Below are 23,817 nucleotides of genomic sequence, written 5' to 3' on the forward strand. Positions count from 1 at the left end.
CAGAAAAGACTGGGCTCCCTCTGCATCCCGTCGCCGCAGCGCCGAGACCCTGTCATGGCCCGAATTTCCCCTCGCGGGGCCCCAGCCGGGCCGTGCGTTCACCGTACGCGCGCTCCCTAGGAGCCGTCGATGGGGAGAACTACCCATCCCTGTATGCGACCGCGCCGCTCGAGCGCCGAGGCGTGTAGTCGCGCCAGGTGTCCCGGTAGTGCGCGTAGCCCGAGCGCATCGAGACGAGGGCCCACACGAGCCCGACGACGACGCCGGCCGCCACGGCCCATCCGACCTCCGCAACGACGTCGACGAGCGCGCCGGCCAGCAGCCCGTAGACGCACGCGTTCACGACCACGATGAGCACGGGCGAGCTGCCGAACAGGTGGCTGAAGACGCTGCGGCGCCGCAGGAACGAGTAGGTGCGCTCCATGCCGGCCTCGTCGTCGGTGACCGCCGCGAGGAAGACCTCCCGCACGTGCGGGTCGAGGTCGACGTAGGCGCCGCGCAGCCGGTTCATCGCGACGACGTACATCATGTCCTCCTCGGCGACGTTGACGACCCGCAGCTGCGTCATGAGCCCGATCACGCAGAGGAACGCCAGGATCGCGAGCATCGCGGGCGAGAACCAGCCCGAGAAGCGCGACACCTGGCCGAGCAGGCCCATCGTCACGAGCCCCGCCGAGACGAGCGTCAGGAAGATCGTGATGCGGGTGAGCACCTCGCTCTGCGCCGTGCCGCGCGCGGCGAGCAGACCCCAGTGCTCGGTGGCGAGGATCTGCGCGCGGCGCCCGAGGGCCGCGTCGGACTCCGGCGCTGCTGCAGTGCCTCCGTCGGCCATGGCTCATTGTCCAGCCGCGCGCCCTGCGGCACCAGGGGTCGCGTCAGGGGTCGCGTCAGCGCTTGGCGCGCGGGCTGCGCCAGTGCAGCATCCAGTCGCCGGCGATCTCGGCGAGCGTGGTCGGCAGCAGGTTGTAGGCGCCGTTGCGCGCGGCGACGAGCACCGAGCTGCGCGTCTCGGTCGTGACGCGCGCGAGGCGGTGCGAGAGCTGCTTGAAGCGGTCGGTGCGGCGGATGCGCTCGCTGTCGTAGGCGCGCAGGGCCTGCTCGAGCGGGTGGTCCTGCAGCAGGATGCCGAGCGTCGCGGCGTCCTCGAGGGTGAGGCTGCCGCCCTGGCCGAGCGTCGGCAGCATCGCGTGCGCGGCGTCGCCCAGCAGCACCACGCCGGGCCGGTGGAACGACTTCAGGGGCGTGGGGAGCCAGTGCAGGTCGCGTCGCATCACCGAGGCCTGCGGGGTGGCGGCGATGTGGTCGCGCACCTCGGGCGCCCACGTGTCGAACCGCTCGCGCGCCGCCTCGAGCTCGTCGCGCGACGTGCGTCCCATCCGGGCGTGCGCCATGCCCCACCAGTAGACGCGGCCGCCGTCGATCGGCACCATGCCGAACTCGGCGCCGCTGCCGACGTACTGCCGCATGCCGCTCGGCGAGTCGGCCTCCGCCTGCACGACGCCGTACCAGCAGGTGGCGCCCGAGTAGTCGGTCGCCGCCTTCGGCCAGAGCGCCTTCCGCACGGCGGAGTCGATGCCGTCCGCGCCGATCACGAGGTCGGCCTCGATCGTCTCGAAGCGCGACTCGCGCGACTCGCGCACCTGCTGCTTGGTGGCGCGGCGCTCGGCGCGCCGGTCGATGGGGTCGTCACCGGGCTCGAGGGCCCGCTGGAGCCGCCGGCCGAGGCGGATGCCGCGCGCGCGGTCCTGCCGCTGCTGCCGCTCGAGCCTCGCGTCGGTGGCGTCGGGATCGGCCGCGCCGTGCTCGATCGTGACCGACGGGCGCGCGCCGGAGGACGCATCCGTCACCCCCACGACGCGCATGGCGGTCTCGACCTCACGGCCGCCGCCGACGATGTCGAGCAGGGTCGAGCGGTGCAGCGCGTGCAGCGCGCTCGAGTCGAAGGTCGAGCCCTGCTGCAGCGGCGAGCCCTGATCGGTGAAGACGCCCTCGGGCATCGAGCGCACGGCGCGGTCGCGCACCTCGTCGCCGATGCCGAGCTCGTCGAGCGCCTCGAGGCCGTTGCTCGCGATCGCGATGCCCGCACCTGTCGTGCGTGGCCGCTCGGCCGCCTCGAGCACCCGCACCTGCCAGCCGGCGGCCTCGAGGCCGCGGGCGGCGGCGAGCCCGCCGAGTCCTGCACCGACGATGATGGCGGTCTGCGTCATGCCCCCGAGGCTAACCCGTGCCGCCTCAGTCCTGCTGGGGCGCGTCGTGCTCGCCGGCCCGCTGCGAGACGCGGCGGTCCCAGACGAGCCACTTCTCGTCGATCGCCTGCTCGATGTCGACCCCCGTGGCCTCGGCGAGCGCGAGCAGCATGCCCACCGCATCCGCGAGCTCGAGCGCGAAGCGGCGATCGATCTCCTCGGGGCTGTGGCCCTTGTCGCGCTGCCGCCCGGTCTTCGCGAGCCATGCCTGCACGACCTCGCCGACCTCCTCCTGCAGCTTGAGCACGAGCCAGTCCGCGTCGCGCTCGAAGCCGTAGACCTCGGCGTAGCGGAGCGAGATCGCATCGATCTGCTGGGCGAGGGCGCGCATCTCCATGCGGGCCATGCTCGCACGCGGCCCTAGATTGTGAGCATGGACTCCGCTTTCGACGACCTCCTCCAGCACAACCGGGACTTCGCCGCCACCTTCGCCCTGCAGGGCTTCGACGGCGTCGCGAAGTCGGGCGTCGCGATGGTCACCTGCATGGACTCGCGGATCGACCCGCTCGGCATGATCGGGCTCGAGCCCGGCGACGCGAAGATCCTGCGCAACCCCGGCGGGCGCGCCACCGAGCGCACGCTCGTCGCGCTCGTGCTGGGCGTCAACCTGCTGAACGTCGACCGCATCCTGCTCGTGCAGCACACGCGCTGCGCGATGGCCTCGAAGTCGGAGCGCGAGCTGCTCGTCGACATCTCGCAGGCCGCGGGCGTCGACGCCTCGTGGCTCGACCTCGGCGCGATCGAGCACCAGCGCCTGTCGATCATCCAGGACGTGCACCGCGTGCGGTCGCACCCGCTCATCGGCGAGCGCGCCCAGATCGGCGGCTTCCTCTACGACGTCGACACGGGGCTGCTCGAGCAGGTCGCCTGACCCGCGCCGGCTCCACCGGATCGCTCCGCCGGGCCTGGCACCGGACCGGCCGAGCGTTCAGGATGGGGTCATGGTGAACCCCTTCGAGCAGGTGCCCCTCGACCGGCTGCGCGAGCGCACGAGCATCAAGTGGCGCTTCTTCGAGCCCGACGTGCTGCCGCTGTGGGTGGCCGAGATGGATGTGCTGCCGGCTGAGCCCATCACTCGCGCCGTGCACGACGCGATGCTGCGCGGCGACACCGGCTACCCGTGGGGCACGGGCTACGCGGAGGCGTTCGGCCGCTTCGCCGCCGACCGCTGGGGCGCCTCGGTCGAGGTCTCGCGCACCGCGCTCGTGAGCGACGTCATGATGGGCGCGTTCGAGCTCATCCGCCTCCTGACGCCGCCCGGCGGCGCGGTGATCGTGACGAGCCCGGTGTACCCGCCGTTCCACGCCTACTCGGCGCACGCCGAGCGGCGGGTGGTCGAGGCGCCGCTCGGCGACGACCTGCGGCTCGACCTGAGCGGGATCGAGGATGCGTGCGCCCGGGTCGGCGACGCGGGCGCGGTGCTGCTGCTGTGCAACCCGCACAACCCGACCGGCACCGTGCACACCCGGGCAGAGCTCGAGGCGCTCGCGCAGGTCGCCGCGCGCTACGGGGTGCGCGTCATCTCCGACGAGGTGCACGCGCCGCTGCTGTTCGACGCGACGTTCACGCCCTACTGGGAGGTCGACCCGCACGGCTTCTCGCTCACGAGCGCGTCGAAGGCCTGGAACCTCGCCGGGCTGCGCACCGCCCTCATCGTCGGCGGCGCCGAGACCGGCGCGGACCTCGGCGAGATCGCGGAGGTCGTGAGCCACGGGCCGTCGCACCTCGCGTCCATCGCGCACGTCGCCGCGTTCGACGAGGGCCGCGGATGGCTCGACGAGGTGCTCGCGGGGCTGCGCGGCAACCGGGCGCTGCTCGCGCGCCTGCTGGCCGAGCACGCGCCGTCGATCCGCTGGCGACCGGGCGAGGCGACGTTCCTCGCGTGGCTCGACTGCCGGGGCACGCGCGTCGCCGAGCCGGGATCGGTCGCCGACCCGGGCTACGTGGGGCTCTCGACCGGGCCGGCCAAGGCGTTCCTCGAGCAGGCGCGCGTCGGGCTGAACGCCGGCGAGGCCTTCGGCGCCGGCGGCGAGAACCACGTGCGCCTCAACCTCGGCACCCGCCCGGACGTGCTCGAGGAGGCGGTGCGGCGGATGGGCCGGGTCGCGTAGCGCTCCCGGGACCCCTTCGACCGAACGGGACCCGGTGCACCGGGTCCCGTCGGGTCGATCGGGTCCCGCTGGCGAGCGGGCGCTACGGCGCCGCCGCGATCAGGTCGACCATGCGCTCCTCGAAGCCCGGCTCGACCTCCATCACGACGCGGTGGCGGGCGCCCTCGCGCTCGGGCCACTCGCCCCACGCGCCCTCGAGCGTCGTGGCGGTGCGGCCGCGCGAGGGCCCGTCGCCGCAGTCGACCGTCACGTCGACGATCGGCGAGAGCGTCGTGCGCACGAGCCCCGTCGCGACCGCGAGCGCGAGCGCGTCGTGGTTGCCCGACGCGCGCTGCCCCGTGTAGCCCTCGTAGTAGTGCAGGTAGAAGTCGAGGATCCGGTCGCAGAACTGCCCCGCCGCTCCCCCGGCTGCGAGCCGCTCGCGGTGCGCGTCGGTGATGAGCGACGTCATCGTCACGTCGAGCCCGACCATCGTGAGCTCCCACGGCGCGTCGAAGACCACCTGCGCCGCCTCCGGGTCGTGCCAGATGTTGGCCTCCGCCGTCTCCGACACGTTGCCGGGGGCGAGGGCGGCGCCGCCCATCACGGTCACCTGGCGGATGCGCTCCGGCAGCGTCGGGTCGGCGTCGAGCGCCGCCGCGAGGTTGGTGAGCGGCCCGACGGCGACGATCTCGAGGGCGCCGGCGTGCTCGTGGCTGAGCCGCAGCAGCAGCTCGACCGCGCTCTCGGCCGCGAGCTCCGGCACGTGCGCCGTGTCGGCGCATCCGCCCAGCCCGTCGGCGCCGTGCACCTCGGGCGAGAAGACCGCTCGCGCGCCGCTCCGCGGGCCGGCGGCGCCGACCGCGATCGGCACGTCGCCGTGCCCGACGAGCCGCAGCACCTCGGAGGTGTTGCGGGCGCCCTGCGCCACGTCGACGTTGCCCCACACGACCGTGCACCCGACGAGCTCGATCTCGTTCGAGAGCGCGGCGGTGAGCAGGGCGAGGGCGTCGTCGATGCCCGTGTCGACGTCGAGGAGCACGCGGGTCACGGGTCCGAGCCTAGGCCGGGCGAGCCTCCCGGGCCCCGAGCACGCGAGGACGACACTGGTCGCCATGATGGGCATGCCGGATGTGCCGCAGCGCGACCGCGCGCGGCTCCGGGCGGCGTGGGCCGAGGCGCTGGGCACCGCGCCGCGCGCCTTCGACGGCGAGGGCGTCACGCCCGTCGAGCGCGACGACCTCGACTCGGTGGTGGTCGTCGAGCTCGGCACCGCGATGGTCGTCGCCGGGCCGGCCGCGGCGCTCGCCGCCACGCGGACGCTCGGCCGCGCGGCGCTGCGCGACGCGGCCGCGATCGCCGAGGCGCTGCCCGGCTCGCGAGCGATCGGCTCTGCGCACCTGCTCTTCACGGGCACGCGCCCAGCGCATCCGCCCCACGAGGTCGTGCCGGCGACCGACCGCGACCTCGTGCTCGTGCGGGAGGCGGTCGCGCTCGAGGAGTGGGAGGAGGCGGGCGTGGAGCCGATGGAGCGGCACTGGGCCGTGCGCGAGGGCGCGCAGCCGCTCGCGGTCGCCGGCTACCAGCGGTGGCGCTCGACGATCGCGCACATCGGCGTCGTCGCCGCCGCCGCGCACCGCGGACGGGGCCTCGGCGGCTCAGCCGCAGCCGCGGCGGTGGCCGCCGCGATCGACGCGGGGCTCGTCGCGCAGTGGCGCTGCCGGGTGGGCAACCCCGCCTCGCTGCGGATCGCCGACGCGCTGGGCTTCACGCGCGTCGGGGTGCAGGCGGCAGTGGCGCTGCCGCCCGGCGTCAGCTGACGCAGAGGCAGAACGGATGCCCGGCGGGGTCGAGGAAGACGCGGAAGGTCTCGCCCGGCTGGTGCTCGTGCTTCGTCGCGCCGAGCGCGAGCGTCGCCGCCTCGGCCTCGTCGAGGTCGTCGACGACCACGTCGAGGTGCATCTGCTGCGGGCGCTCCTGCCCCGGCCAGTCGGGCGCCGCGTAGCCCTCGACCTGCTGGAAGCAGATGCACTGGCCCTCGGGCCCGCGGATCTCGACCCAGTCGTCGGCCTCCGAGACGGTGTAGTCGAGCAGGGCGCCGTAGAAGCGCCCGAGGGCGGCGGCGTCGGGGCAGTCGATGACGACGGAGGGGTAGCGTGCGATGGCCATGCGGGCGACGCTACGCCCGGCGGCCGACATCCGGAACCCCGGATGCGCGAGACCCGAGCAACGGGTCAGAACCCGTGCACGAGCGGGAAGATCGGCAGCGCCTCCTGGTGGTGCGCGTGCACGATCACGAGCCACACGACCGCGTCGAACAGCAGGTGCACGGTCACGACGTAGAAGAGGTTCTTCGTCCAGGAGAAGATCGCGCCCTGGACGAGCGCGAACGGGATCGTCAGCAGCGGCCCCCACGACTGGTAGCCGAGCTCCCATAGGAACGAGACGAAGATCGCCGCCTGCAGCAGGTTGGCGAGCCACGGCCGGAAGTGCCGCATCAGGAGCGTGTAGACGGTGCAGATGAAGAACAGCTCGTCCCACAGCCCCACGGCGTTGACGCCCACGAACAGCCGCGCCACCTCGTGCGCCTCGTCCACCGCGGGCCAGTTGCGGTAGACGCCCGAGGTGAGGAAGTAGAACGGCAGGATCAGGTAGGCGAGGAAGATGACCGCCACGAGGTACGTCCACATGCGGCGCGTCCAGCGCCCGCCGGCCCACGGGAAGCGGATCGCGTGGTCCTGGAAGCCCCAGCGGGTGATGACGTACGGGATGAGCACGGCGCCGCCGAGCGCGACCGTGAAGCGCGCGATGCCCTCGTTCGTGATGTCGGCGTGCAGCGAGATGAAGCTGATCCACGTGAGCGCGATGGCGATGAGCGCGAGGTCCTGCCCGAGCTTGCGCGAGCGGCCCGCGCGGTCGGTCAGGATGCCGCCGACCACGCCCGCGACGAGCGGCAGGTAGCCCCAGTCGGTGAGCACCCAGAAGAGCAGCACCGCGCCGAGCGACACGAGCGCCGCGGGCACGATGGCGATCGGATGCGTCGGGGCGCCCTCGGCCGCGATCGTCAGCGAGCGCGGCCACGGCGCGGGCCGCGGCGCGGGGGTGCTCTCTGCGGCGATCGTCACGCGACCAGCCTACGGAAGGGGGGCCTGGTCATCCGCACGGATGATCCGCATCCGCCCCCGGATGCAAAGGCGGCCGGATCCCGCCCGGGGCGGCCCCGGCGCTGCTCGGATGGGGCCATGCACAGCGACCGACTCGACGCGCAGCGTCTCACCCACACCTACGGCACCGGCGACGCGGCAGCGCCCGCGCTCGCCGACGTCTCGATCACCATCGGCGCGCACGGCCCGGAGGCCGTCGCCATCATGGGCCCCTCGGGCTCCGGCAAGTCGACCCTCCTGCACGTGCTCGCCGGCATCGTCGCCCCCGACGACGGCCGCGTCGCGTGGCGCGGCCGCGACCTGGCGACCATGCGCGACGGCGAGCGCACCCGGCTGCGCCGCAGCGACTTCGGCTTCGTCTTCCAGTCGGGGCAGCTGCTGCCCGAGCTGCCCGCGATCGAGAACGTCGCGCTGCCGCTCATGCTCGGCGGGGGCTCCCGCACCGGCGCCGAGGCGGCGGCCGGCGCGCTGCTGCACCGGCTCGGCCTCGGCGACATGCTCACGCGCCGGCCGGGCGAGCTCTCGGGCGGGCAGGCGCAGCGGGTCGCGATCGCCCGCGCGCTCGTCGGCAGCCCCGGCATCGTCTTCGCCGACGAGCCGACGGGCGCGCTCGACCGCTCCACGGGCGACGCGGTCATGAGCCTCCTCATCGGCGCGACGCTCGGCCACGGCGCCTCGCTCGTCGTCGTCACGCACGACCCCGAGGTCGCCGCGATGTGCTCGCGCGTCGTGCGGCTGCAGGACGGCCGGATCGTCAGCGACGAGCCGGCGGCGACGGCAGGGGCGTCGCGATGAGCGCGCTGCGGCTCTGGCTGCGGCTCGCCCGCGCCACGGGGCCCCGCGCGACCGACGTGCTGAGCGCGACGGCCTTCGCCTTCGCGACCGCGGCGCTCCTCGCGGTGCTCGGCGGCGTCGAGGCGTTCCGGGTGCGCCTCGAGACGGGCGTCGTGGATGCGTCGTCGGGCGCGTTCGTGCTCACCCTCGCCTTCGTGGCGGCCGCGCTGCTGCTGCCGGCGGTCTGGACGCTCGCGCAGGCGGCCGTGCGGCTCGCGGTCGCCCGGCGCGACGACCGCCTCGCCGCCCTGCGGCTCGCGGGCGCCACGCGCGGCCAGGTGACCGCGCTCGCCGTGCTCGACGCCCTCGCGCAAGCGGTCGTCGGCGTGCTCGTGGGGGCGATGCTCGCGCTCGCCGTGACGCCCGGGCTCGCGCGCATCGAGTTCCAGGGGCAGCCGTTCGGCCCCACCGAGCTGCTGCCGCCCGTGTGGGTGTGGGCTGCGGCCGGCGGCGCGGTCGTCGCGATCGCCGTGGGCGCCGCGCTCGCGTCGTTGCGCCGCGTGCACGTGACGCCGCTCGGCGTCGCGCAGCGGGTGCGGCCCCGGCGGCTGTCGCTCTGGCGGGCCGCCGCGTTCGTGCTCGCCGCCGCCGCCTACGTCGTCGTGGTGGTGCTCGACCTGGTGCCGAAGGAGACGGCGGTGTCGATCGCGCTCGTGTCGATCGTGGTGCTCGCGTACACGCTGCTCGGGCCGCTCGTCATCCAGGGCGTCGCGTGGCTCGTCGCGAAGGGGGCCCGCAGCCCCGCGACGCTGCTCGCCGCGCGCCGCGTGGTCGACGACCCGCGCGGAGCGTTCAACATCGTCGGCGCGATGGCGATCGCCGTGATGGCCGGCGGCTTCGCGTCGCTCGCACCGGCGATGGCCGGCGGCACCGACCAGCTGAGCGCCGACATGGCGACCGGCGCGGCGCTCACGATCGCGATCGCGGGCGTGCTCGGCGCGGTGCTCGCGGGCATCGCCCAGTCGGCGAAGGTGCTCGACCAGCGGCGCGAGCACCAGGCGATGCACCGGATGGGCGTCGACCTGCCCGTCATGCGCGCGGCGATCGTGCAGCAGGTGGCGCTGCCGCTCGTCATCGGCGTCGGCGGGGCCGCCGGGGCGGCGCTGCTGCTGATCCTGCCGACCTTCATGCTCTGGATGTCGAGCCCCGCGTCGGTGCTCACGTGGGCGCTGCTCACGCTCGGCGCGGCGGCGGTGACGCTCGCGGTGACGTCGGCGGCGCTGCCGCTCGTGCGCCGGGTCGCGACGGAGGCGGCGCCGGCCTGAGCTGCGCGGCTACCGGGGCAGGAGCGGCAGTACGTCCTCCGAGAGCTGCTCGAGGAAGCGCCGCTGGTCGTGCCCCGGCCCGTGCAGCACCAGATGGGTGAAGCCCAGGTCGACGTAGTGGGCGATCGCGCCCGCGACGGCCGGCGCATCCGACCCCACGATCCAGCGCTTCGCAACCTGCTCGATGGGCAGCTCGTCGGCGAGGCGCTGCATCTCGATCGGGTCGTGCACCGCGTGCTTCTGCTCCTGCGTGAGCGAGAGCGCGCCCCAGAAGCGGGTGTGCTCGAGCGCGGCGTCGGCGTCGCGGTCGTACGACACCTTGATCTCGATCATCCGGTCGACCTCGGCCGAGGCGCGCCCGGCCTTCTCGAGCCCCTCCTCGAGGTTCGCGACGATCGTGTCGCGGTAGTACTCGTCGCCCTTGCCGGAGGTGCAGATGTGCCCGTCGGCGAACCGCGCGGCGTAGCGCGTCGTCGCGGGGCCGCCGCCGGCGACGTAGATGGGGATGCGCGCGCCCGCGTCGGCGGGGTCCGGCCGGTCGTAGATCGTCGCCCCGTGGGTCGCGTAGTACTCGCCCTCGAAGTCGACCCGCTCCTCGGCCCACAGCTGCCGGATGAGCCGCACCGACTCGCGCAGCCGCGCGAAGCGCTCCTTCAGCTCGGGGAACTCGACGCCGATCGCCTGCTCGTTGAGCGCCTCCCCGGTGCCCACGCCGAGGATGAGGCGGCCCGGGTGCACCTGCCCGAGCGTCGCGAACTGCTGCGCGACGACCGCCGGGTGGTAGCGCAGCGTGGGCGTGAGCACCGACGTGCCGAGCACGATCGACGAGGTGCGCTCGAGCGCCATGCCGAGCCAGGCGACCGCGTTGGGCGCGTGGCCGCCCTCGTGCCGCCAGGGCTGCAGGTGGTCGCTGATGAACGCGCTGTCGAGCCCGACCCGCTCGGCGAGCTGCACGAGGTCGAGCAGCTCGGCGGGCGAGAACTGCTCGGCGCTGGCCTTGTATCCGTACCGCATGGAGCCAGTCAAGCACCGGCTCCTGCGCGTCACACGCGCAGTGCCTGCAGCACCTTGTCCGGGTTGCCGAAGCGGTGCGCGGTGATCGACACCGCCTGCTCGCGCACGAACGGCAGCAGCTCGATGCGGCCCTCGGTCGTGACGGGGCCGTCGTAGACCGCGACGCGAGCGCTGCCGGCGAGCGCGTCGCGCAGCCCCGGGTCGGTGCCGATGAGGCGGATGCGCCGCACCGGCTCGGTCACGCGCATGAGTCCGAGCGCATCCTCGCTCTGCACCGGCTCGAGCGCCTCGCCCGAGCGGATGCGCTCGTGGAAGGCGGCGTCCGACTCCTCGACGACCTCCTCGATGCGCACGTGCGGCAGCGCGTGGCGCGAGAGCCGCACGATGCCGCTCGGCACCTCCACGGCGCTCGAGATGCGCACGACGGCTCGCGTGCGGGCGGCGGCGGCGAGCAGGCGCACGAGGTCGACGACCTGGCCGTCCTCGGCGAGGCGCAGCAGCACCTCGGCCGGCCGGTAGCGGAGCACGTTGCGCTCGACGCCGAGCGCCGAGACGTCGCGGGAGAGGCCGAACTCCTCCTCCCACCACGTCTGGTCGCTGTTGGCCCCGGCGCGCACGCGGTCGAACTCGACGAAGTCGAGCGCGGGCGTCGCCGCCTCGATGAGCTCGGCGACCCGCTTGTCGAGCCCGTGCAGGCGCACCGACTTCTTGGGCTCCGACGGCACAGGCTCCCAGTCGACGAGCGTCGCGAGGTAGTTGGGGCCGCCGGCCTTGGCGCCGGGCCCGACCTGCGAGAGCTTCCAGCCGCCGAACGGCTGCCGCCGCACGATCGCGCCCGTGATGCCGCGGTTGACGTAGAGGTTGCCGGCCTGCACCTCGGCGAGCCAGTGCGCGACCTCGTCGGGGTCGAGCGAGTGGATGCCGGCGGTGAGCCCGAACTCGGTGGCGTTCTGCACCTCGATCGCCTCGTCGAGCGTGTCGACCTCGATGAGCGACAGGTGCGGGCCGAAGAGCTCGGTGAGGTGCGTGCTCGCGCCCGGGAGCACCGCGTCGCGGATGCCGGGCGACCAGAGCCGGCCCGACGCATCCAGCCGCCGCGGCTCGAGCAGCCACTCCTCGTCGTGCTCGAGGGTGGTGAGCGCCTCGAGCAGCGCGCCGGACGCCGGCTCGATGAGCGGGCCGATGTGCGTGCGCGCGTCGAGCGGCGAGCCCACGCGCAGCGTCGACGCGGCGTCGACGAGCTGCCGGCGGAACCGCTCGCTGTCGCCCGCGGTGTCGACGAGGATGACGACGGATGCGGCCGAGCACTTCTGCCCGGCGTGCAGGAAGGCGCTGCGCACGATGTCGGCCGCCGCCTGCTCGAGGTCGGCCGAGGGCGTGACGATGATCGAGTTCTTGCCGCTCGTCTCGGCGACGAGCGGCAGGTCGCTGCGCCAGGAGGTGAAGAGCTCTGCGGTCTTGGAGGAGCCGGTGAGGATGAGCCTGCCGACGGCCGGGTGCGAGACGAGCCGCTGCGACACGTCGCCCTCTGGCACGTCGCACAGCACGAGCACCTCGCGCGGCACGCCCGCCTCCCACAGCGCCTCGCACAGCACCGCCGCCGAGCGCCGAGCCTGGGGCGCGGGCTTCAGGATGACGGCCGAGCCGGTCGCGAGCGCCGCGGTCACGCCGCCGCACGGGATCGCGACGGGGAAGTTCCACGGCGGCGTCACGACGGTGAGGTGCACGGGCTTCGGGCGCGCGTCGTCGAGCTGCTCGAGCAGCGGCGCCTGCTCGGCGTAGTAGCGGGCGAAGTCGACCGCCTCCGACACCTCGGGGTCGGCCTCGGCGAGCGTCTTGCCCGTCTCGGCCATCATCACCTCGATGAGGCGGCCCCGGTACACGCCGAGCGTCTCGGCCGCGTCGCGCAGCACGTCGGCCCGACGCTCCGCGCCCAGCGCCGCCCATCCGTCGGATGCCTGCGCCGTCTTGTCGATGCGGCGCTCGAGCGTCGGCCAGTCCTCGATGCGGTTGAGCTCGAGGGTGCGCAGCCCCAGCTGCGAGTCGGCGGCGCGCTGCACGATCTGCCGCGCCCACGCGCGGTTGGCCGCGAGCGACGGGTCGCTGTCGGGCTCGTTCTCGAAGCCGTCCGGATGCGCGACCGAGACGGCGAGGTCGCCCAGGCGGTCCTGGGTGCGGGTGGGCCGCGGCGCACCCGCGGCGTCCTCGGCGCGCTGCAGCTCGAGCGACGCGAGGAAGCGGTCGCGCTCGCGCTGGAACACGGCCGGGTCGTCGAGCGAGAACATGCTCGACATGAAGTTCTCGCCGGAGGCGTTCTCCTCGAGCCGGCGGATCAGGTAGGCGACGGCGGCGTCGAACTGGTCGGGCCGCACGACGGGCGTGTAGAGGATGAGGCTCGGGAAGTCCTCGCGCACGGCGGCGCGGTGGTCGGCGGCCATGCCGAGCAGCATCTCGGCGTCCATGCGCTGGTGGGTGCCGTGGTGGCGGGCGAGCTCGGCCGCGTAGGCGAGGTCGAAGAGGTTGTGGCTCGCGACGCCGAGCCGCACCGCGAACGCGTTGTCGGGCAGCAGCGCCTCCTGCAGCACGCGCTTGTAGTTGGCGTCGCTCGCGGCCTTGGATCCGACGACCGCGAGCGGCCAGCCGTGCAGGGCGGCGTCGACCCGCTCCATGGCGAGGTTCGCGCCCTTCACGAGCCGCACCTTGATGCCCGCGCCGCCGTTCGCGCGGCGCTCCTTCGCGAACGCCGCGAGCCGGCGGTAGGCGGCGAGCGCATCGGGCAGGTACGCCTGGAGCACGATGCCGGCCTCGAGCCGGGCGAGCTCGGGCCGGGTGAGGAGGCGCTCGAAGACCGCGATCGTGAGGTCGAGGTCGCGGTACTCCTCCATGTCGAGGTTGATGAACTTCGGCGGGCTCGACTCCGCGGCGAGCCGGTAGAGCGGCAGCAGGCGGTCGACGACATGGTCGACGGTCTCGTCGAACGCCCACAGCTGCAGCTGCGGCGCGACGCCCGACACCTTGATCGACACGTAGTCGACGTCGTCGCGGCGCAGCAGCGCGGTCGTGCCCTCGAGCCGGCTCGCGGCCTCGTCCTCGCCGAGCACCGCCTCGCCGAGCAGGTTGATGTTGAGGCGCGTGCCGTCCTCGCGCAGCTTCGCGAGCGGGCGGGCGAGCCGGCCCGGTGTCGCGTCGATGACGAGGTGCGAGACCATCTCGCGCATCGCCCGCTTCACGAGCGGGATGATGAGCTTCGGCGTCACGATGCCGAAGCCGCCGCCGACCGTGATGCCGAGCTTGAGGTACCAGTCGAGGAAGCCGGGGATGTCGCGGCTGAGCGCCTCGAAGTTGCGGGCGCTCACCTTCGGGTCCTCGGGCCGCACGACCTTGTCGACGAAGCCGATGGCGAAGTCGAGGCCGGCCGGATCCTGCAGGAGGCCGGCGAGCCGCTCGGCCGCCCGGTCGGGCTTCGCGGCGCCCGGCCGGTCGAGCCAGCGGCGCACGCGCTCGATCGCCGCGAGCGCGAGCGCGTCGTCGGTGGCCGGGTCGGTCAGCTCGACCGGTGCCGGCGCGGGGGCCGCCGCGACCGGGTTGGGCACGGCCTCGGGCGCTGGTGCCGGCGGCTCGGGTGCAGGCGTCGGCGCGGCTGCAGGCGCAGGTGCAGGCGTCGGCACCGGTGCGGGGGCGGATGCGACGGGCTCGGGAGCGGGCCCGGGCTCGACGGCCGGGGCGGGCGCGGGTGCCGCGAGCTCCTGCTCGAGGTCGACCGCCGACATCGCCTCGGTGGGCGGCAGCTGCGGCTCGGCGGCCCGGGCGCGCGCAGAGACGGCGGCGGCGAGCCCGCCCAGGCGCGGCTGGTCCTGCGGCGGCAGCTGCGGCTCGGGGGTCACCGCGTGGTGCTCGCGCGCCACGGCGTCCTCGGCGTCGGTCGGTCGGGGGTGCACGGCACGCCGCGTGAGCGGGGCCGGCGGGGCCGTGTCGGCCGGCTCGACCACGCGGGCATCCTCGGGCACCGGCGCCTGCGCGACGGCGGCCAGCTCCGACTGCAGCTCGGCGACGTCCATCTGCACGGTCGGCACGTCGGCGACCTCCTGCGAGAGCGACCAGCCGCTCGCGGGCGGCTCCTCCGGCGAGCGCGCGAGCCCCGGCGCCTCGACCGGCACGTACGGGTTGACCGCGGCCGCGAACGTCGCGTCGTCGACCTCGAACGCCGGCCCCGAGTCGGGCAGCGGGGGCGCGTGCAGCGGCGCGTCCTCGTCGGCGTCCTGCTCGTCGACGACCTGGATCGGCTCGGTCAGCCCGAGCCCGGCGCCGTCGGGCACGATCGGCTCGTCGTCGTCGGACGCGAGCTGCCGCTGCGCCTCCGCGCGCTCGATGCCCTCGGCGATGAGGGCGTCGAAGTCGTCGTCCCTGGGCTGGTCGGTCATGCCGCATATCGTATGCGCGCGCGGACGGCGGGCCGCGGCGCCGGGCGGTGCACCGGGCCTCGCCGCCGAGGAGCCACGTGTGGTTGGGTTGGCCTCGGCAGGGTCGAGTCCGGCGCCGACCGCGTGCGTCGGCGCCCCAGCGAAGGAGCAGCAGTGCCGAGCGTCGCCATCATCGGCGGGGGCCACAACGGCCTCACCGCCGCCGCCTACCTGGCCCGCGCGGGCGTCGACGTCACCGTGCTCGAGCGGCTGCCGCACGTGGGCGGCGCTGCCGTCTCGGCGCAGGCGTTCGACGGGCTCGACGCGAACCTGTCGCGCTACAGCTACCTCGTCAGCCTCATGCCCGAGCAGATCATCCGCGACCTCGGCCTCGACGTGCGCCTCGCCCGCCGCCGCTACTCCTCCTACACGCCCGTGCCCGGCGGCGATCGCGGGCTGCTGGTCGACGCGGGCGACGAGGCGGCCACGCGCGCGTCGTTCGCGGCGATCGGCGCCGCCGACGACGCCGACGGGTTCGCCGCCTTCTACGACCGCACCACGCGGCTCGCCGCGGCCCTGTTCCCGACGCTGACGCAGCCGCTGCCCACGCGGCAGGCCGCGCGCGAGGCCGCGGGCGCCGCATCCGCGTGGTCCGAGATCGTCGACGCCCCGATCGCCGACGCGATCGAGGCGGCCGTCGGCCACGACCTCGTGCGCGGCGTGATCGCGACCGACGCGCTCATCGGCACGTTCGCGGCGCTCGACGACCCGGGGCTCGAGCAGAACCGCTGCCTGCTGTACCACGTCATCGGCGGCGGCACCGGCGACTGGGACGTGCCGATCGGCGGCATGGGGCAGGTCTCCGGCGGCCTCGAGGCCGCGGCGCGCGCGGCCGGCGCGAAGATCCTCACCGGCGTCACCGTCACCCGCGTCACGCCCGACGGCGAGGTCACCTGGGAGGAGCGCGTCGGCGGGCTCCCGACCGGCTCGCCCGGGCTCGCGATCGGCACGCAGCTGACCGCCGAGTTCGACCTCGTGCTCTCGGCGGTCGCGCCGCACGTGCTCTCGGCGCTGCTCGGCGAGGCCGGCGTCGCCACCCCGCGGCCCGAGGGGGCGCAGGTGAAGGTCAACATGCTGCTGTCGCGCCTGCCGCGGCTGCTCGACGACGTCGCGCCGGAGGCGGCCTTCGGCGGCACCTTCCACATCAACGAGACCTACACGCAGCTGCAGCGCGCCTACGCGGAGGCGGCGGGCGGCCGCATCCCGGATCCCCTGCCGTGCGAGATCTACTGCCACTCGCTCACCGACCCGACGATCCTGGGCGACGACCTGCGCGCATCCGGCGCCCAGACGCTCACCGTCTTCGGCCTGCACGTGCCCGATCGGCTGCTCACCCCCGAGACGAACGACGGGATGCGCGTGGCGCTCGAGGAGGCGGTGGTCGCGTCGCTCGACTCGGTGCTCGCCGAGCCGATCCGGCCGCTGCTGCTCGAGGGCGGGGCGGGGCCCGCGATCGAGACGAAGACGACCCTCGACATCGAGGAGGCGCTCGCGATGCCGGGCGGCAACATCTTCCACGGGCCGCTGTCGTGGCCCTGGCTCGAGCACGAGCCCACCTCGGTGGCCGAGGCGTGGGGCGTCGCGACGGGGCACGCCCGGATCCTCATGGCCGGCTCGGGTGCGCGCCGCGGCGGCGCCGTCTCAGGGCTCGGCGGCCACAACGCCGCGCACGCGGCGCTCGAGCTGCTGCGCCCGTAGGCGCGCGGCGGACTAGCGCGGGATGCGCCCGGCCCAGTCGGAGGCGTGGCTCGCGCGGGCCGGCGGCAGGGCGTTGAGCTTGGCCCAGTCGGCGACGCGCTGGTCGAGCTCGGGCAGGTCGACGACGATGCCGGCGGCCTCGAGCACCTCGATGACGCGCGCGGTCTTCGCCGTGCCGACGCCCTTCTCGATGAAGCGGCCCTGCACGACGCCGCGCGCGTGGAGCTCGCCGTCGACGACGAAGCGCTGCTGCAGGTAGATGGCGCGCTCGTCGGCGCCGAGCACGGCGGTCTCGATGTCGAAGCGCTGCCACAGGTCGAGGCTGCGGCGGTAGACCATCGACGACTGCCCGACCACCGCGTAGATGCCCGCCTTCGAGAGCACCGCCGACATGCCGGTGCGGTTCGTCATGTCGACGCGCGCGAGATCCATGTAGGAGGGGTAGCGGCCGTTGTTCATGTGCCCGAGCAGGTCGATGTCGGTCGGCAGCACCACGAACGACGTCTTCGCGACGTCGCCGATGCCGAGCTCCGGCTTGCCACGGCTCTTCACGGTCATGGCGAGCAGCCACTGCAACCACATGTTCACGGGGATCCATCCTGCCCGACGCGGCCGGCGCATCCGCTCGCCCTTGGCGCTCCCCCACAGCGCCGCGCGCCGCCGGCCGCCGGCGGCTGGGAGAATCGTCGGATGCACCGAGTGCTGCTCTACTACCGCTTCACGCCCATCGCCGACCCCGAGGCGGTGCGGCTGTGGCAGCACGCGCTGTGCACGTCGCTCGGCCTCACCGGGCGCATCATCATCTCGGAGCACGGCATCAACGGCACCGTGGGCGGACCGGTGGATGCGTGCAAGCGGTACGCGCGGGCGACCCGGGAGTACTCGGGGTTCCGCGGAATGGACATCAAGTGGTCGGCCGGCACGGGCGAGGACTTCCCGCGGCTGACGGTGAAGGTGCGCGACGAGATCGTCACCTTCGGCGCCCCCGACGAGCTCGCGGTCGACGCCGACGGGGTCGTCGGCGGCGGCCGGCACCTGAAGCCCGGCGAGCTGCACCAGCTCGTCGCCGAACGCGACGACGTCGTGCTCTTCGACGGCCGCAACCGCTTCGAGGCCGAGATCGGGCGCTTCCGGGGCGCGGTCGTGCCCGACGTCGACACCACCCGCGACTTCGTGGCGCTGCTCGACTCGGGCGCCTACGACCACTTGAAGGACAAGCCGGTCGTCACCTACTGCACCGGCGGCGTGCGGTGCGAGGTGCTCTCGTCGCTCATGCGCTCGCGCGGCTTCGAGGAGGTGTACCAGCTCGAGGGCGGCATCGTGCGCTACGGCGAGACGTTCGGCAACCAGGGCCTCTGGGAGGGCTCGCTGTACGTCTTCGACGAGCGGCGCACGATGGACTTCGGCTCGGGCGCCGCCGTGCTCGGCACGTGCGGCCGCTGCGGCGCGCCGACCGGCGGGATGGGCAACTGCGCCGTCTGGTCATGCCGCAAGCAGGTGCCGACGTGCGAGGCGTGCGAGCCCGCGTGCGCGGCGCACGTCGACGCCGCCTGATCACGGGATCCGCCGGATACGCTGGCCGCATGGGCGACGGCGCGATCAGCATCCGACAGGCGACGACCGCTGACGCCGAGGCCCTGCTGCCGCTCCTCGCCGCCCACCGCCACGCCGACGAGGAGGACGAGAAGGTCGACCGCTACCGCGAGCGCCTCGTCGCCCTCGTCGAGAACCCGGCGCACCACATCGTCGTCGCCGAGCAGGACGGCGAGCTGCTCGGCTACGCCGCCGCCCAGGACTACGGGCCCGCCCCGCACCGCGACTGGTCGATCGCCCGCATGCACGACCTGTGGGTGTCGCCGGATGCGCGCGGCCGGGGGGCGGGCACGGCGCTGTTCGAGGCGGTGCGGGAGTGGGCCGAGCACCACACGAAGGTGCGGGTGCTCGAGTGGCAGTCGCTCGAGGTCGCGAAGGCGTTCTACGCGAAGCTCGGCCTCTCGGGCGAGCGCGTCGACGAGGCCGACCCGCGCGAGCTGTACGAGATCGAGGTGCACCTGCCCGCGAGGGAGTGATCAGGCGGCCTCCCGAAGGTCCGCCGCCGCGGCGAGGTAGCGCTCGACGACGACGTCGACGATGCGCCCGTCGACGCCGAGCGGGCGGGAGACGCGCTCGGCGCCCGCCGCCAGCACCCGCGACTGGAAGTGCCCGGGCGCCAGCAGGTACGAGGCGATCGACACCGGCGCCGCGCCGCCGGCGCGCGCGAGCGCCACCGCGCCAGGCACGGTCGGGTCGACGGCCGAGCCGAAGCCGAGCACGGAGACCGTGCCCGTCAGCGCCGCGAAGCGCTCGCGCACCGCCTCGACCGCCGGCACGGTCGATGCGCGGCTCGAGCCCGCGACGGCCAGCACGACCGGGTCGCGCGGATCGGCGCCGAGGGCGAGCCAGCGGTCGGCGAGCACGGCGGTGATGCGGTCGTCCGGCCCGAGCGGCGGCGCGGCCACCACGCCGCGGCGCTGCCGGGTGGCGCGGCGGACGTCGATCTCGACGTGGAACCCGGTCGAGAGCAGGAGCGGCACGATGACCGCGGGCCGGGGCGCGAGCGCCGCCACCACGTCGGGGAGCGCCGGCTGCTGCACGTCGACGAACGCCTCGACGACGTCGACCCCGGGCAGCCGGTCGGCGGTGAGCTCGAGCAGCGCGCGGATCGTGGCGCGGCCGGCCGGGTCGGCGGTGCCGTGCGAGCAGCCGACGAGCACGGGACGCGCGGTGACGCCGCCGCCGCTCATGCGCCGCCTCCCGCGACCCCGGCGAGCGCCGGCTGTGGCCCCAGCAGGCCGAAGCGCGCCACCTCGCCGACGACGATCACCGCCGGCGAGCGCACCCCGGCCTCGGCCGCGATGCCGGCGATCCCGGCGAGCGGCCCGCGCACGACGCGCTGCCGCGGGGTGGTGCCCTCCTCGACGACGGCGACCGGCAGGCGCGGATCGGCTCCGGCCGCGAGGGCTGCGTCGGCGATCGCCTCGAGCATCGCGACGCCCATGAGCACCACGAGGGTCGTGCCGCCCTCGCGCAGCAGCGCGAGCGTCGACGGCGCGAGCGCCTCGTGGCCGGTCGCGACGGCGAACGCGCGGGCGACGCCGCGGTGGGTGACGGGGATCCCGGCGGCGGCAGGCACGGCGATGGCGCTCGAGATGCCGGGCACGACCTCGACCCGCACGCCGGCGTTCGCGCACGCGATGTGCTCCTCGCCGCCGCGACCGAAGACGAAGGGGTCGCCGCCCTTCAGGCGCACCACCACGTGCCCCTCCAGCGCGCGGTCGACGAGGATGCGGTCGATCTGCTCCTGCGGCACCGGGTGGTGGCCGGGTCGCTTGCCCACCTCGATCACCTCGACCCCCTCGGGGAGCCCGTCGAGCACGCCGCGCGCCCCCAGCCGGTCGACCACGACGACGTCGGCCTCGGCGATGGCGCGCCGGCCGCGCACGGTCAGCAGCTCCGGGTCGCCCGGCCCGCCGCCGACGAGCACGACCCGGCCCTCGCCGCCGGAGCGGCGGCGGCGCAGATCGATGCCGCCCTCGTCGACGACGCCCGCGAGCGCCCGGGCCACCGCGCCGGCCCGCCGCGGGTCCGCGCCGACTGCCGACGAGACGCCGATGCGCAGCTCGCCGGTGCGGGCGGTCGCGACCGTGCGGGCGCTGCCCTCGGCGCCGCTGCCCGCGTGCACGCACCACAGCCGCCGCTCCTCGGCCCAGGCGGCGACCCGCAGGTCGACCGCCGGGTCGCCGGTCGCCGTGTGCACGAGCCAGCCGCCGTCGAGGTGCTCGGGGCGGATGCGCTCGGCGGCGTGCCGCACGAGGCCCTGGGCCAGGAGGGCGGCGAGGTCGTCGCAGAGCTCCGGCGCCACCACGAGCACGTCGGCGCCGTCGTCGGCGTAGGCCCTCGCGCGGCGGGCGCTCACCGCGCCGCCCCCGGCCATGACGACGAGGCGACCCTGCAGGTCGAGCGCGATCAGGCTCATCCGGCCACCTCCACGACGCCGTCGACGACGCGCACCCGATAGGAGCGCAGGGGCCGGGGCTCCTCCCCCTTCGGGTCGAGGCACTCTCCCGTGTCGAGGTCGAAGACGTGCTTGAACATGGGCGAGGCGATGGTCGGCCGCCCCCGGCGCGTGCCCACGAGGCCGCGGCTCATGACGTTCGCGCCGCCCGCGTACGGATCGGCCTGCTGCACCGCGCGGAGCCGGCCGTCGTGGAGGAGGAAGACCGCGACCTGCTCGCCGCGCACCAGGGCGGCGATGCCGCGCTCGGGGTGCAGGGCGGCGAGCGGGCAGACGCGCCACCATGCGGCGGCGTCGATGCGGGCGGGGGCGTCGGCGATGAGCGTCATGCGTGGATCTCCAGTCCGCTGCGGGCGAGGGGCGCGCCGGATGCGCGCTCCTCGGCCGAGGCCGGTCGGTGCTGCCCGCGCTCGGGCACGTAGGCGAGGTCGGGGTCGGGCGCGTCCGGCGCGTTCACGAACGAGACGAAGCGCTGCAGGCGCTCCGGATCCTCGAGCGTCGCGCGCCACTCGTCGCGGTAGGCGTCGACATGGTCGCGCATGGTGGCGTCGAGCTCGTCGGCGATGCCGAGCGAGTCCTCGAAGATCACGCGGCGCAGCCCCTCGATGCCGCCCTCGAGCTCCTCGATCCAGCGGGCGGTGCGCTGCAGCCGCTCTGCGGTGCGGATGTAGTAGACGATGTACCGGTCGATGGCGCGCACGAGCGCGTCGTCGTCGAGATCCTCGGCCAGCAGCTCGGCGTGCCGCGGCGTGAAGCCGCCGTTGCCGCCGACGTACATGTTCCAGCCGCGCTCGGTGGCGATCACGCCGACGTCCTTCCCGCGCGCCTCCGCGCACTCGCGGGCGCACCCCGAGACGCCGAACTTCAGCTTGTGGGGCGACCGCAGCCCGCGGAACCGCAGCTCGAGCAGCACCGCCATGCCCACGGAGTCCTGCACGCCGTAGCGGCACCACGTGGAGCCCACGCACGACTTCACGTTGCGCAGCGCCTTCCCGTACGCCTGCCCCGACTCGAAGCCCGCATCGATGAGCTTCGCCCAGATGCTCGGCAGCTGCTCGATGCGGGCGCCGAACATGTCGATGCGCTGGCCGCCGGTGATCTTCGTGTAGAGCCCGAACTCCTTCGCCACCTGCCCGACCGCGATGAGGCCGTCGGGCGTCACCTCGCCGGCGGGCATGCGCGGCACGACCGAGTAGGTGCCGTCCTTCTGCATGTTCGCCATCACGTGGTCGTTGGTGTCCTGCAGGCTCGCCCGCTCGCCGTCGAGCACGTGGCCGCCGGCCACGAAGGCGAGCACCGAGGCGATCGCGGGGCGGCAGATGTCGCAGCCGCGACCGCCGGTGCCGTGGCGCTGCAGGATCTCGCTGAAGGTGCGCGCGCCCGAGATGCGCACGGCGTCGAGCAGCTCGCGGCGGCTCAGCTCGAAGTGCTCGCACATGGCGCGGCTCACCTCGATGCCGGCGCGCTCGAGCTCAGCGCCGACGAGCTTCGTGGCGAGCGGCACGCACGAGCCGCACGCGGCGCCGGCGCCGGTGCAGCCCTGCACCTCGGCGAAGGAGGCGCAGCCGTCGACGTGCACCGCGTCGCGCAGCGCCCCGGCGGTCACGCCGTTGCAGGAGCAGACGATCGCGTCGTCCGGCAGGCCGTCGCCCGCCGGGGGCACGCCGTCGCCGGGCAGCAGGTAGGCGGCAGGGTCGGTGCCCAGCGAGCGGCCGACGAGCGGCCGGAGCCCCGCGTAGGCGCTCGCGTCGCCGACGAGCATGCCGCCGAGGAGCGTCTGCCCGTCGTCCGACAGCACGAGCTTCTTGTAGACGCCGGCAGTCGGGTCGGCGTAGACGACGTCGACGGCGCCCTCGCCGCGCCCGAACGCGTCGCCGAAGCTGGCGACCTCGACGCCCGCGAGCTTGAGCTTCGCGGATGCGTCGACGGGCCCGAGCGTGCGGGAACCGCCGAGCAGGCGGTCGGCGACGACGTCGGCCTGCTCGTTGCCGGGAGCGATGAGGCCCCACACCTGGCCGTCCACCGTGGCGACGTCGCCGATCGCCCAGACGCCGCCTGCGCTCGTGCGGCACGCCTCGTCGATGCGGACGCCGCCGCGCGGGCCGAGCTCGATGCCCGCGATCGCCGCGAGCTCGTCCCGCGGGCGGATGCCCGCGGCCACGATCACGAGATCGGCCTCGAGCCGCGCGCCGTCCGGGAGCGCGACTGCCGCCACCCGGCCGTCGGCGCCGGCCGCGAGCGCGCTCGCACGGGAGCCGGTGCGCACGTCGACGCCGCGCTCGGCCAGTAGCAGCCGCGCGGCCTCCCCGCCGCCCGCGTCGAGCTGCGCCGAGAGGATGTGCCCGGCCGACTGCGCGATCGTCGCGTCGGCGCCGAGGCCGCGCACGGCGCCGGCCGCCTCGAGGCCGAGCAGGCCGCCGCCGAGCACGACCGCGCGCGGACGGCGACCGGTCGGCGCTGCCGCGAGCAGGGCCTCCACCTCGGCCTCGATGGCCATGACGTCGGCGAGCGAGCGGTAGACGAAGACGCCCGGCAGGTCGGTGCCGGGGATCGGCGGCAGCGCGGCGTCGGCGCCGGTCGCGAGCACGAGCTGCTCCCACTCGTGCACCTCGCCCGAGGCGGCGCGGGCGGTGCGCGCGTCGAGGTCGATCGCCTCGATCGCGTCCCCGAGCACCAGCCGCACGCGCGGATCGGCCCACAGCAGGGGCCGCCCGAGCTCGAGGCCGGCGGCGGGCGTGCCGGAGAGGTAGGAGGTGAGCGCGACGCGGTCGTAGGGGCGCCACGGCTCGTCGCCGACCACGGTGATGCTGCAGGCGCCGTCGCGGTCGGCGGCGCGCAGGCGGTCCACCAGTCGATGCGCCACCATGCCGGCGCCCACGACCAGCACGCGCTGGGGTCCGGGCTGCGTCTCGTCGATCATGGCTCCGACGCTACGGAGGCCCCGTTTCGACGGGTGCGCTCCCCGGTTACGATCCTGCGACCTCGACGTCAC

21 protein-coding genes are annotated in these 23,817 nt (G+C 74.7%); 8 read left to right on the forward strand and 13 right to left on the reverse strand.

Translation table 11 applies throughout. The annotated features are described in order from the left end of the window. Positions 1–139: 139 nt before the first annotated feature. From J2X49_RS04370 to J2X49_RS04380, 3 genes are read right to left on the reverse strand one after another with little or no spacing between them, the layout of a single operon-like run. On the reverse strand, positions 140–832 hold the full coding sequence (locus tag J2X49_RS04370) for a hypothetical protein (protein WP_310123017.1): 693 nt from the start codon (positions 830–832) through the stop codon (positions 140–142). A 55-nt stretch (positions 833–887) separates the two neighbouring features. Beyond that, positions 888–2,207 (reverse strand): FAD-dependent monooxygenase, encoded by a 1,320-nt coding sequence (locus tag J2X49_RS04375; protein ID WP_310123020.1) that lies wholly within the window; start codon positions 2,205–2,207, stop codon positions 888–890. A 25-nt stretch (positions 2,208–2,232) separates the two neighbouring features. Further along, positions 2,233–2,583 (reverse strand): pyrophosphatase, encoded by a 351-nt coding sequence (locus tag J2X49_RS04380; RefSeq protein ID WP_205649614.1) that lies wholly within the window; start codon positions 2,581–2,583, stop codon positions 2,233–2,235. 36 nt (positions 2,584–2,619) lie between these two features. On the opposite strand from J2X49_RS04380, the gene J2X49_RS04385 reads away from it, so the two are divergent. After that, entirely contained in the window at positions 2,620–3,117 is a 498-nt protein-coding gene (locus J2X49_RS04385) for a carbonic anhydrase (RefSeq protein ID WP_128189097.1), read from the forward strand. A 70-nt stretch (positions 3,118–3,187) separates the two neighbouring features. Further along, the gene (locus tag J2X49_RS04390; protein WP_310123023.1) at positions 3,188–4,357 is read left to right on the forward strand and encodes an aminotransferase class I/II-fold pyridoxal phosphate-dependent enzyme; all 1,170 of its coding nucleotides are present in this window, start codon (positions 3,188–3,190) and stop codon (positions 4,355–4,357) included. Between the two features lie 82 nt (positions 4,358–4,439). On the opposite strand, the gene J2X49_RS04395 is transcribed toward J2X49_RS04390, so the two are convergent. Beyond that, positions 4,440–5,387 (reverse strand): nucleoside hydrolase, encoded by a 948-nt coding sequence (locus tag J2X49_RS04395; RefSeq protein WP_310123024.1) that lies wholly within the window; start codon positions 5,385–5,387, stop codon positions 4,440–4,442. A 64-nt stretch (positions 5,388–5,451) separates the two neighbouring features. Here J2X49_RS04395 and J2X49_RS04400 point away from each other — a divergent pair, with 64 nt between their 5' ends. Continuing rightward, positions 5,452–6,156, forward strand: coding sequence for a GNAT family N-acetyltransferase (locus tag J2X49_RS04400; protein WP_310123028.1), 705 nt, complete (start codon positions 5,452–5,454; stop codon positions 6,154–6,156). Here J2X49_RS04400 and J2X49_RS04405 read toward each other — a convergent pair. Then, positions 6,149–6,505, reverse strand: coding sequence for a VOC family protein (locus J2X49_RS04405; protein ID WP_310123030.1), 357 nt, complete (start codon positions 6,503–6,505; stop codon positions 6,149–6,151). The two genes, J2X49_RS04400 and J2X49_RS04405, sit on opposite strands and share 8 nt — an antisense overlap. 65 nt (positions 6,506–6,570) lie before the next feature. After that, positions 6,571–7,404, reverse strand: coding sequence for a CPBP family intramembrane glutamic endopeptidase (locus J2X49_RS04410; RefSeq protein ID WP_310123953.1), 834 nt, complete (start codon positions 7,402–7,404; stop codon positions 6,571–6,573). A 174-nt stretch (positions 7,405–7,578) separates the two neighbouring features. Here J2X49_RS04410 and J2X49_RS04415 point away from each other — a divergent pair, with 174 nt between their 5' ends. Together J2X49_RS04415 and J2X49_RS04420 are read left to right on the forward strand one after the other, a co-directional pair. Further along, positions 7,579–8,295 (forward strand): ABC transporter ATP-binding protein, encoded by a 717-nt coding sequence (locus tag J2X49_RS04415; RefSeq protein WP_246992922.1) that lies wholly within the window; start codon positions 7,579–7,581, stop codon positions 8,293–8,295. Further along, positions 8,292–9,599, forward strand: coding sequence for an FtsX-like permease family protein (locus J2X49_RS04420; RefSeq protein ID WP_310123034.1), 1,308 nt, complete (start codon positions 8,292–8,294; stop codon positions 9,597–9,599). Before J2X49_RS04415 ends, J2X49_RS04420 begins: the two co-directional genes overlap by 4 nt. Positions 9,600–9,608: 9 nt before the next feature. Here the strand turns inward: J2X49_RS04420 and fgd are convergent, their stop codons facing one another. Both fgd and J2X49_RS04430 read right to left on the reverse strand, forming a co-directional pair. After that, positions 9,609–10,613: a glucose-6-phosphate dehydrogenase (coenzyme-F420) gene (fgd, locus tag J2X49_RS04425; RefSeq protein WP_310123037.1), complete on the reverse strand. Its 1,005-nt coding sequence runs from the start codon at positions 10,611–10,613 to the stop codon at positions 9,609–9,611. A gap of 29 nt (positions 10,614–10,642) precedes the next feature. Further along, positions 10,643–15,034, reverse strand: a complete 4,392-nt coding sequence (locus J2X49_RS04430; protein ID WP_310123040.1) for a bifunctional proline dehydrogenase/L-glutamate gamma-semialdehyde dehydrogenase — start codon at positions 15,032–15,034, stop codon at positions 10,643–10,645. A 153-nt stretch (positions 15,035–15,187) separates the two neighbouring features. On the opposite strand from J2X49_RS04430, the gene J2X49_RS04435 reads away from it, so the two are divergent. Continuing rightward, positions 15,188–16,771: an NAD(P)/FAD-dependent oxidoreductase gene (locus J2X49_RS04435; RefSeq protein WP_310123042.1), complete on the forward strand. Its 1,584-nt coding sequence runs from the start codon at positions 15,188–15,190 to the stop codon at positions 16,769–16,771. Positions 16,772–16,783: 12 nt separating this feature from the next. Here the strand turns inward: J2X49_RS04435 and J2X49_RS04440 are convergent, their stop codons facing one another. Next, the gene (locus J2X49_RS04440) at positions 16,784–17,353 is read right to left on the reverse strand and encodes a thioesterase family protein (RefSeq protein WP_225792671.1); all 570 of its coding nucleotides are present in this window, start codon (positions 17,351–17,353) and stop codon (positions 16,784–16,786) included. 108 nt (positions 17,354–17,461) lie between these two features. On the opposite strand from J2X49_RS04440, the gene J2X49_RS04445 reads away from it, so the two are divergent. Further along, entirely contained in the window at positions 17,462–18,325 is an 864-nt protein-coding gene (locus J2X49_RS04445) for a rhodanese-related sulfurtransferase (protein ID WP_310123044.1), read from the forward strand. Positions 18,326–18,354: 29 nt separating this feature from the next. Further along, a complete protein-coding gene (locus J2X49_RS04450) occupies positions 18,355–18,840 on the forward strand; it encodes a GNAT family N-acetyltransferase (RefSeq protein ID WP_128190262.1) in 486 nt (161 codons plus the stop codon). On the opposite strand, the gene J2X49_RS04455 is transcribed toward J2X49_RS04450, so the two are convergent. The 4 genes from J2X49_RS04455 to nirB are packed head-to-tail and all read right to left on the reverse strand — an operon-like array spanning position 18,841 to position 23,745. Then, positions 18,841–19,554, reverse strand: a complete 714-nt coding sequence (locus tag J2X49_RS04455) for a CbiX/SirB N-terminal domain-containing protein (RefSeq protein WP_310123046.1) — start codon at positions 19,552–19,554, stop codon at positions 18,841–18,843. After that, positions 19,551–20,786 (reverse strand): uroporphyrinogen-III C-methyltransferase, encoded by a 1,236-nt coding sequence (cobA, locus tag J2X49_RS04460; protein WP_246992910.1) that lies wholly within the window; start codon positions 20,784–20,786, stop codon positions 19,551–19,553. Before cobA ends, J2X49_RS04455 begins: the two co-directional genes overlap by 4 nt. Then, positions 20,783–21,154: a nitrite reductase small subunit NirD gene (gene nirD, locus J2X49_RS04465; protein ID WP_246992908.1), complete on the reverse strand. Its 372-nt coding sequence runs from the start codon at positions 21,152–21,154 to the stop codon at positions 20,783–20,785. Before nirD ends, cobA begins: the two co-directional genes overlap by 4 nt. Then, a complete protein-coding gene (nirB, locus tag J2X49_RS04470) occupies positions 21,151–23,745 on the reverse strand; it encodes a nitrite reductase large subunit NirB (protein WP_310123050.1) in 2,595 nt (864 codons plus the stop codon). The genes nirD and nirB overlap by 4 nt, the downstream gene beginning before the upstream one ends. Positions 23,746–23,817 lie beyond the last annotated feature (72 nt).

Source organism: Agrococcus sp. BE272, from assembly GCF_031457935.1.
Taxonomy (GTDB): Bacteria; Actinomycetota; Actinomycetes; order Actinomycetales; family Microbacteriaceae; genus Agrococcus; species Agrococcus sediminis.

What these genes read in the sequence shown, in the direction of transcription:
- nirD (WP_246992908.1), bottom strand. Translation starts at nt 21,154, where the DNA reads ATGACGCTCATCGCCGACGCCCCCGCCCGCATCGACGCCGCCGCATGG.
- J2X49_RS04430 (WP_310123040.1), bottom strand. Translation starts at nt 15,034, where the DNA reads ATGACCGACCAGCCCAGGGACGACGACTTCGACGCCCTCATCGCCGAG.
- nirB (WP_310123050.1), bottom strand. Translation starts at nt 23,745, where the DNA reads ATGATCGACGAGACGCAGCCCGGACCCCAGCGCGTGCTGGTCGTGGGC.
- J2X49_RS04415 (WP_246992922.1), top strand. Translation starts at nt 7,579, where the DNA reads ATGCACAGCGACCGACTCGACGCGCAGCGTCTCACCCACACCTACGGC.
- J2X49_RS04445 (WP_310123044.1), top strand. Translation starts at nt 17,462, where the DNA reads ATGCACCGAGTGCTGCTCTACTACCGCTTCACGCCCATCGCCGACCCC.
- J2X49_RS04440 (WP_225792671.1), bottom strand. Translation starts at nt 17,353, where the DNA reads ATGTGGTTGCAGTGGCTGCTCGCCATGACCGTGAAGAGCCGTGGCAAG.
- J2X49_RS04380 (WP_205649614.1), bottom strand. Translation starts at nt 2,583, where the DNA reads ATGGAGATGCGCGCCCTCGCCCAGCAGATCGATGCGATCTCGCTCCGC.
- J2X49_RS04420 (WP_310123034.1), top strand. Translation starts at nt 8,292, where the DNA reads ATGAGCGCGCTGCGGCTCTGGCTGCGGCTCGCCCGCGCCACGGGGCCC.
- J2X49_RS04385 (WP_128189097.1), top strand. Translation starts at nt 2,620, where the DNA reads ATGGACTCCGCTTTCGACGACCTCCTCCAGCACAACCGGGACTTCGCC.
- fgd (WP_310123037.1), bottom strand. Translation starts at nt 10,613, where the DNA reads ATGCGGTACGGATACAAGGCCAGCGCCGAGCAGTTCTCGCCCGCCGAG.
- J2X49_RS04450 (WP_128190262.1), top strand. Translation starts at nt 18,355, where the DNA reads ATGGGCGACGGCGCGATCAGCATCCGACAGGCGACGACCGCTGACGCC.
- J2X49_RS04370 (WP_310123017.1), bottom strand. Translation starts at nt 832, where the DNA reads ATGGCCGACGGAGGCACTGCAGCAGCGCCGGAGTCCGACGCGGCCCTC.
- J2X49_RS04455 (WP_310123046.1), bottom strand. Translation starts at nt 19,554, where the DNA reads ATGAGCGGCGGCGGCGTCACCGCGCGTCCCGTGCTCGTCGGCTGCTCG.
- cobA (WP_246992910.1), bottom strand. Translation starts at nt 20,786, where the DNA reads ATGAGCCTGATCGCGCTCGACCTGCAGGGTCGCCTCGTCGTCATGGCC.
- J2X49_RS04400 (WP_310123028.1), top strand. Translation starts at nt 5,452, where the DNA reads ATGATGGGCATGCCGGATGTGCCGCAGCGCGACCGCGCGCGGCTCCGG.
- J2X49_RS04405 (WP_310123030.1), bottom strand. Translation starts at nt 6,505, where the DNA reads ATGGCCATCGCACGCTACCCCTCCGTCGTCATCGACTGCCCCGACGCC.
- J2X49_RS04375 (WP_310123020.1), bottom strand. Translation starts at nt 2,207, where the DNA reads ATGACGCAGACCGCCATCATCGTCGGTGCAGGACTCGGCGGGCTCGCC.
- J2X49_RS04390 (WP_310123023.1), top strand. Translation starts at nt 3,188, where the DNA reads ATGGTGAACCCCTTCGAGCAGGTGCCCCTCGACCGGCTGCGCGAGCGC.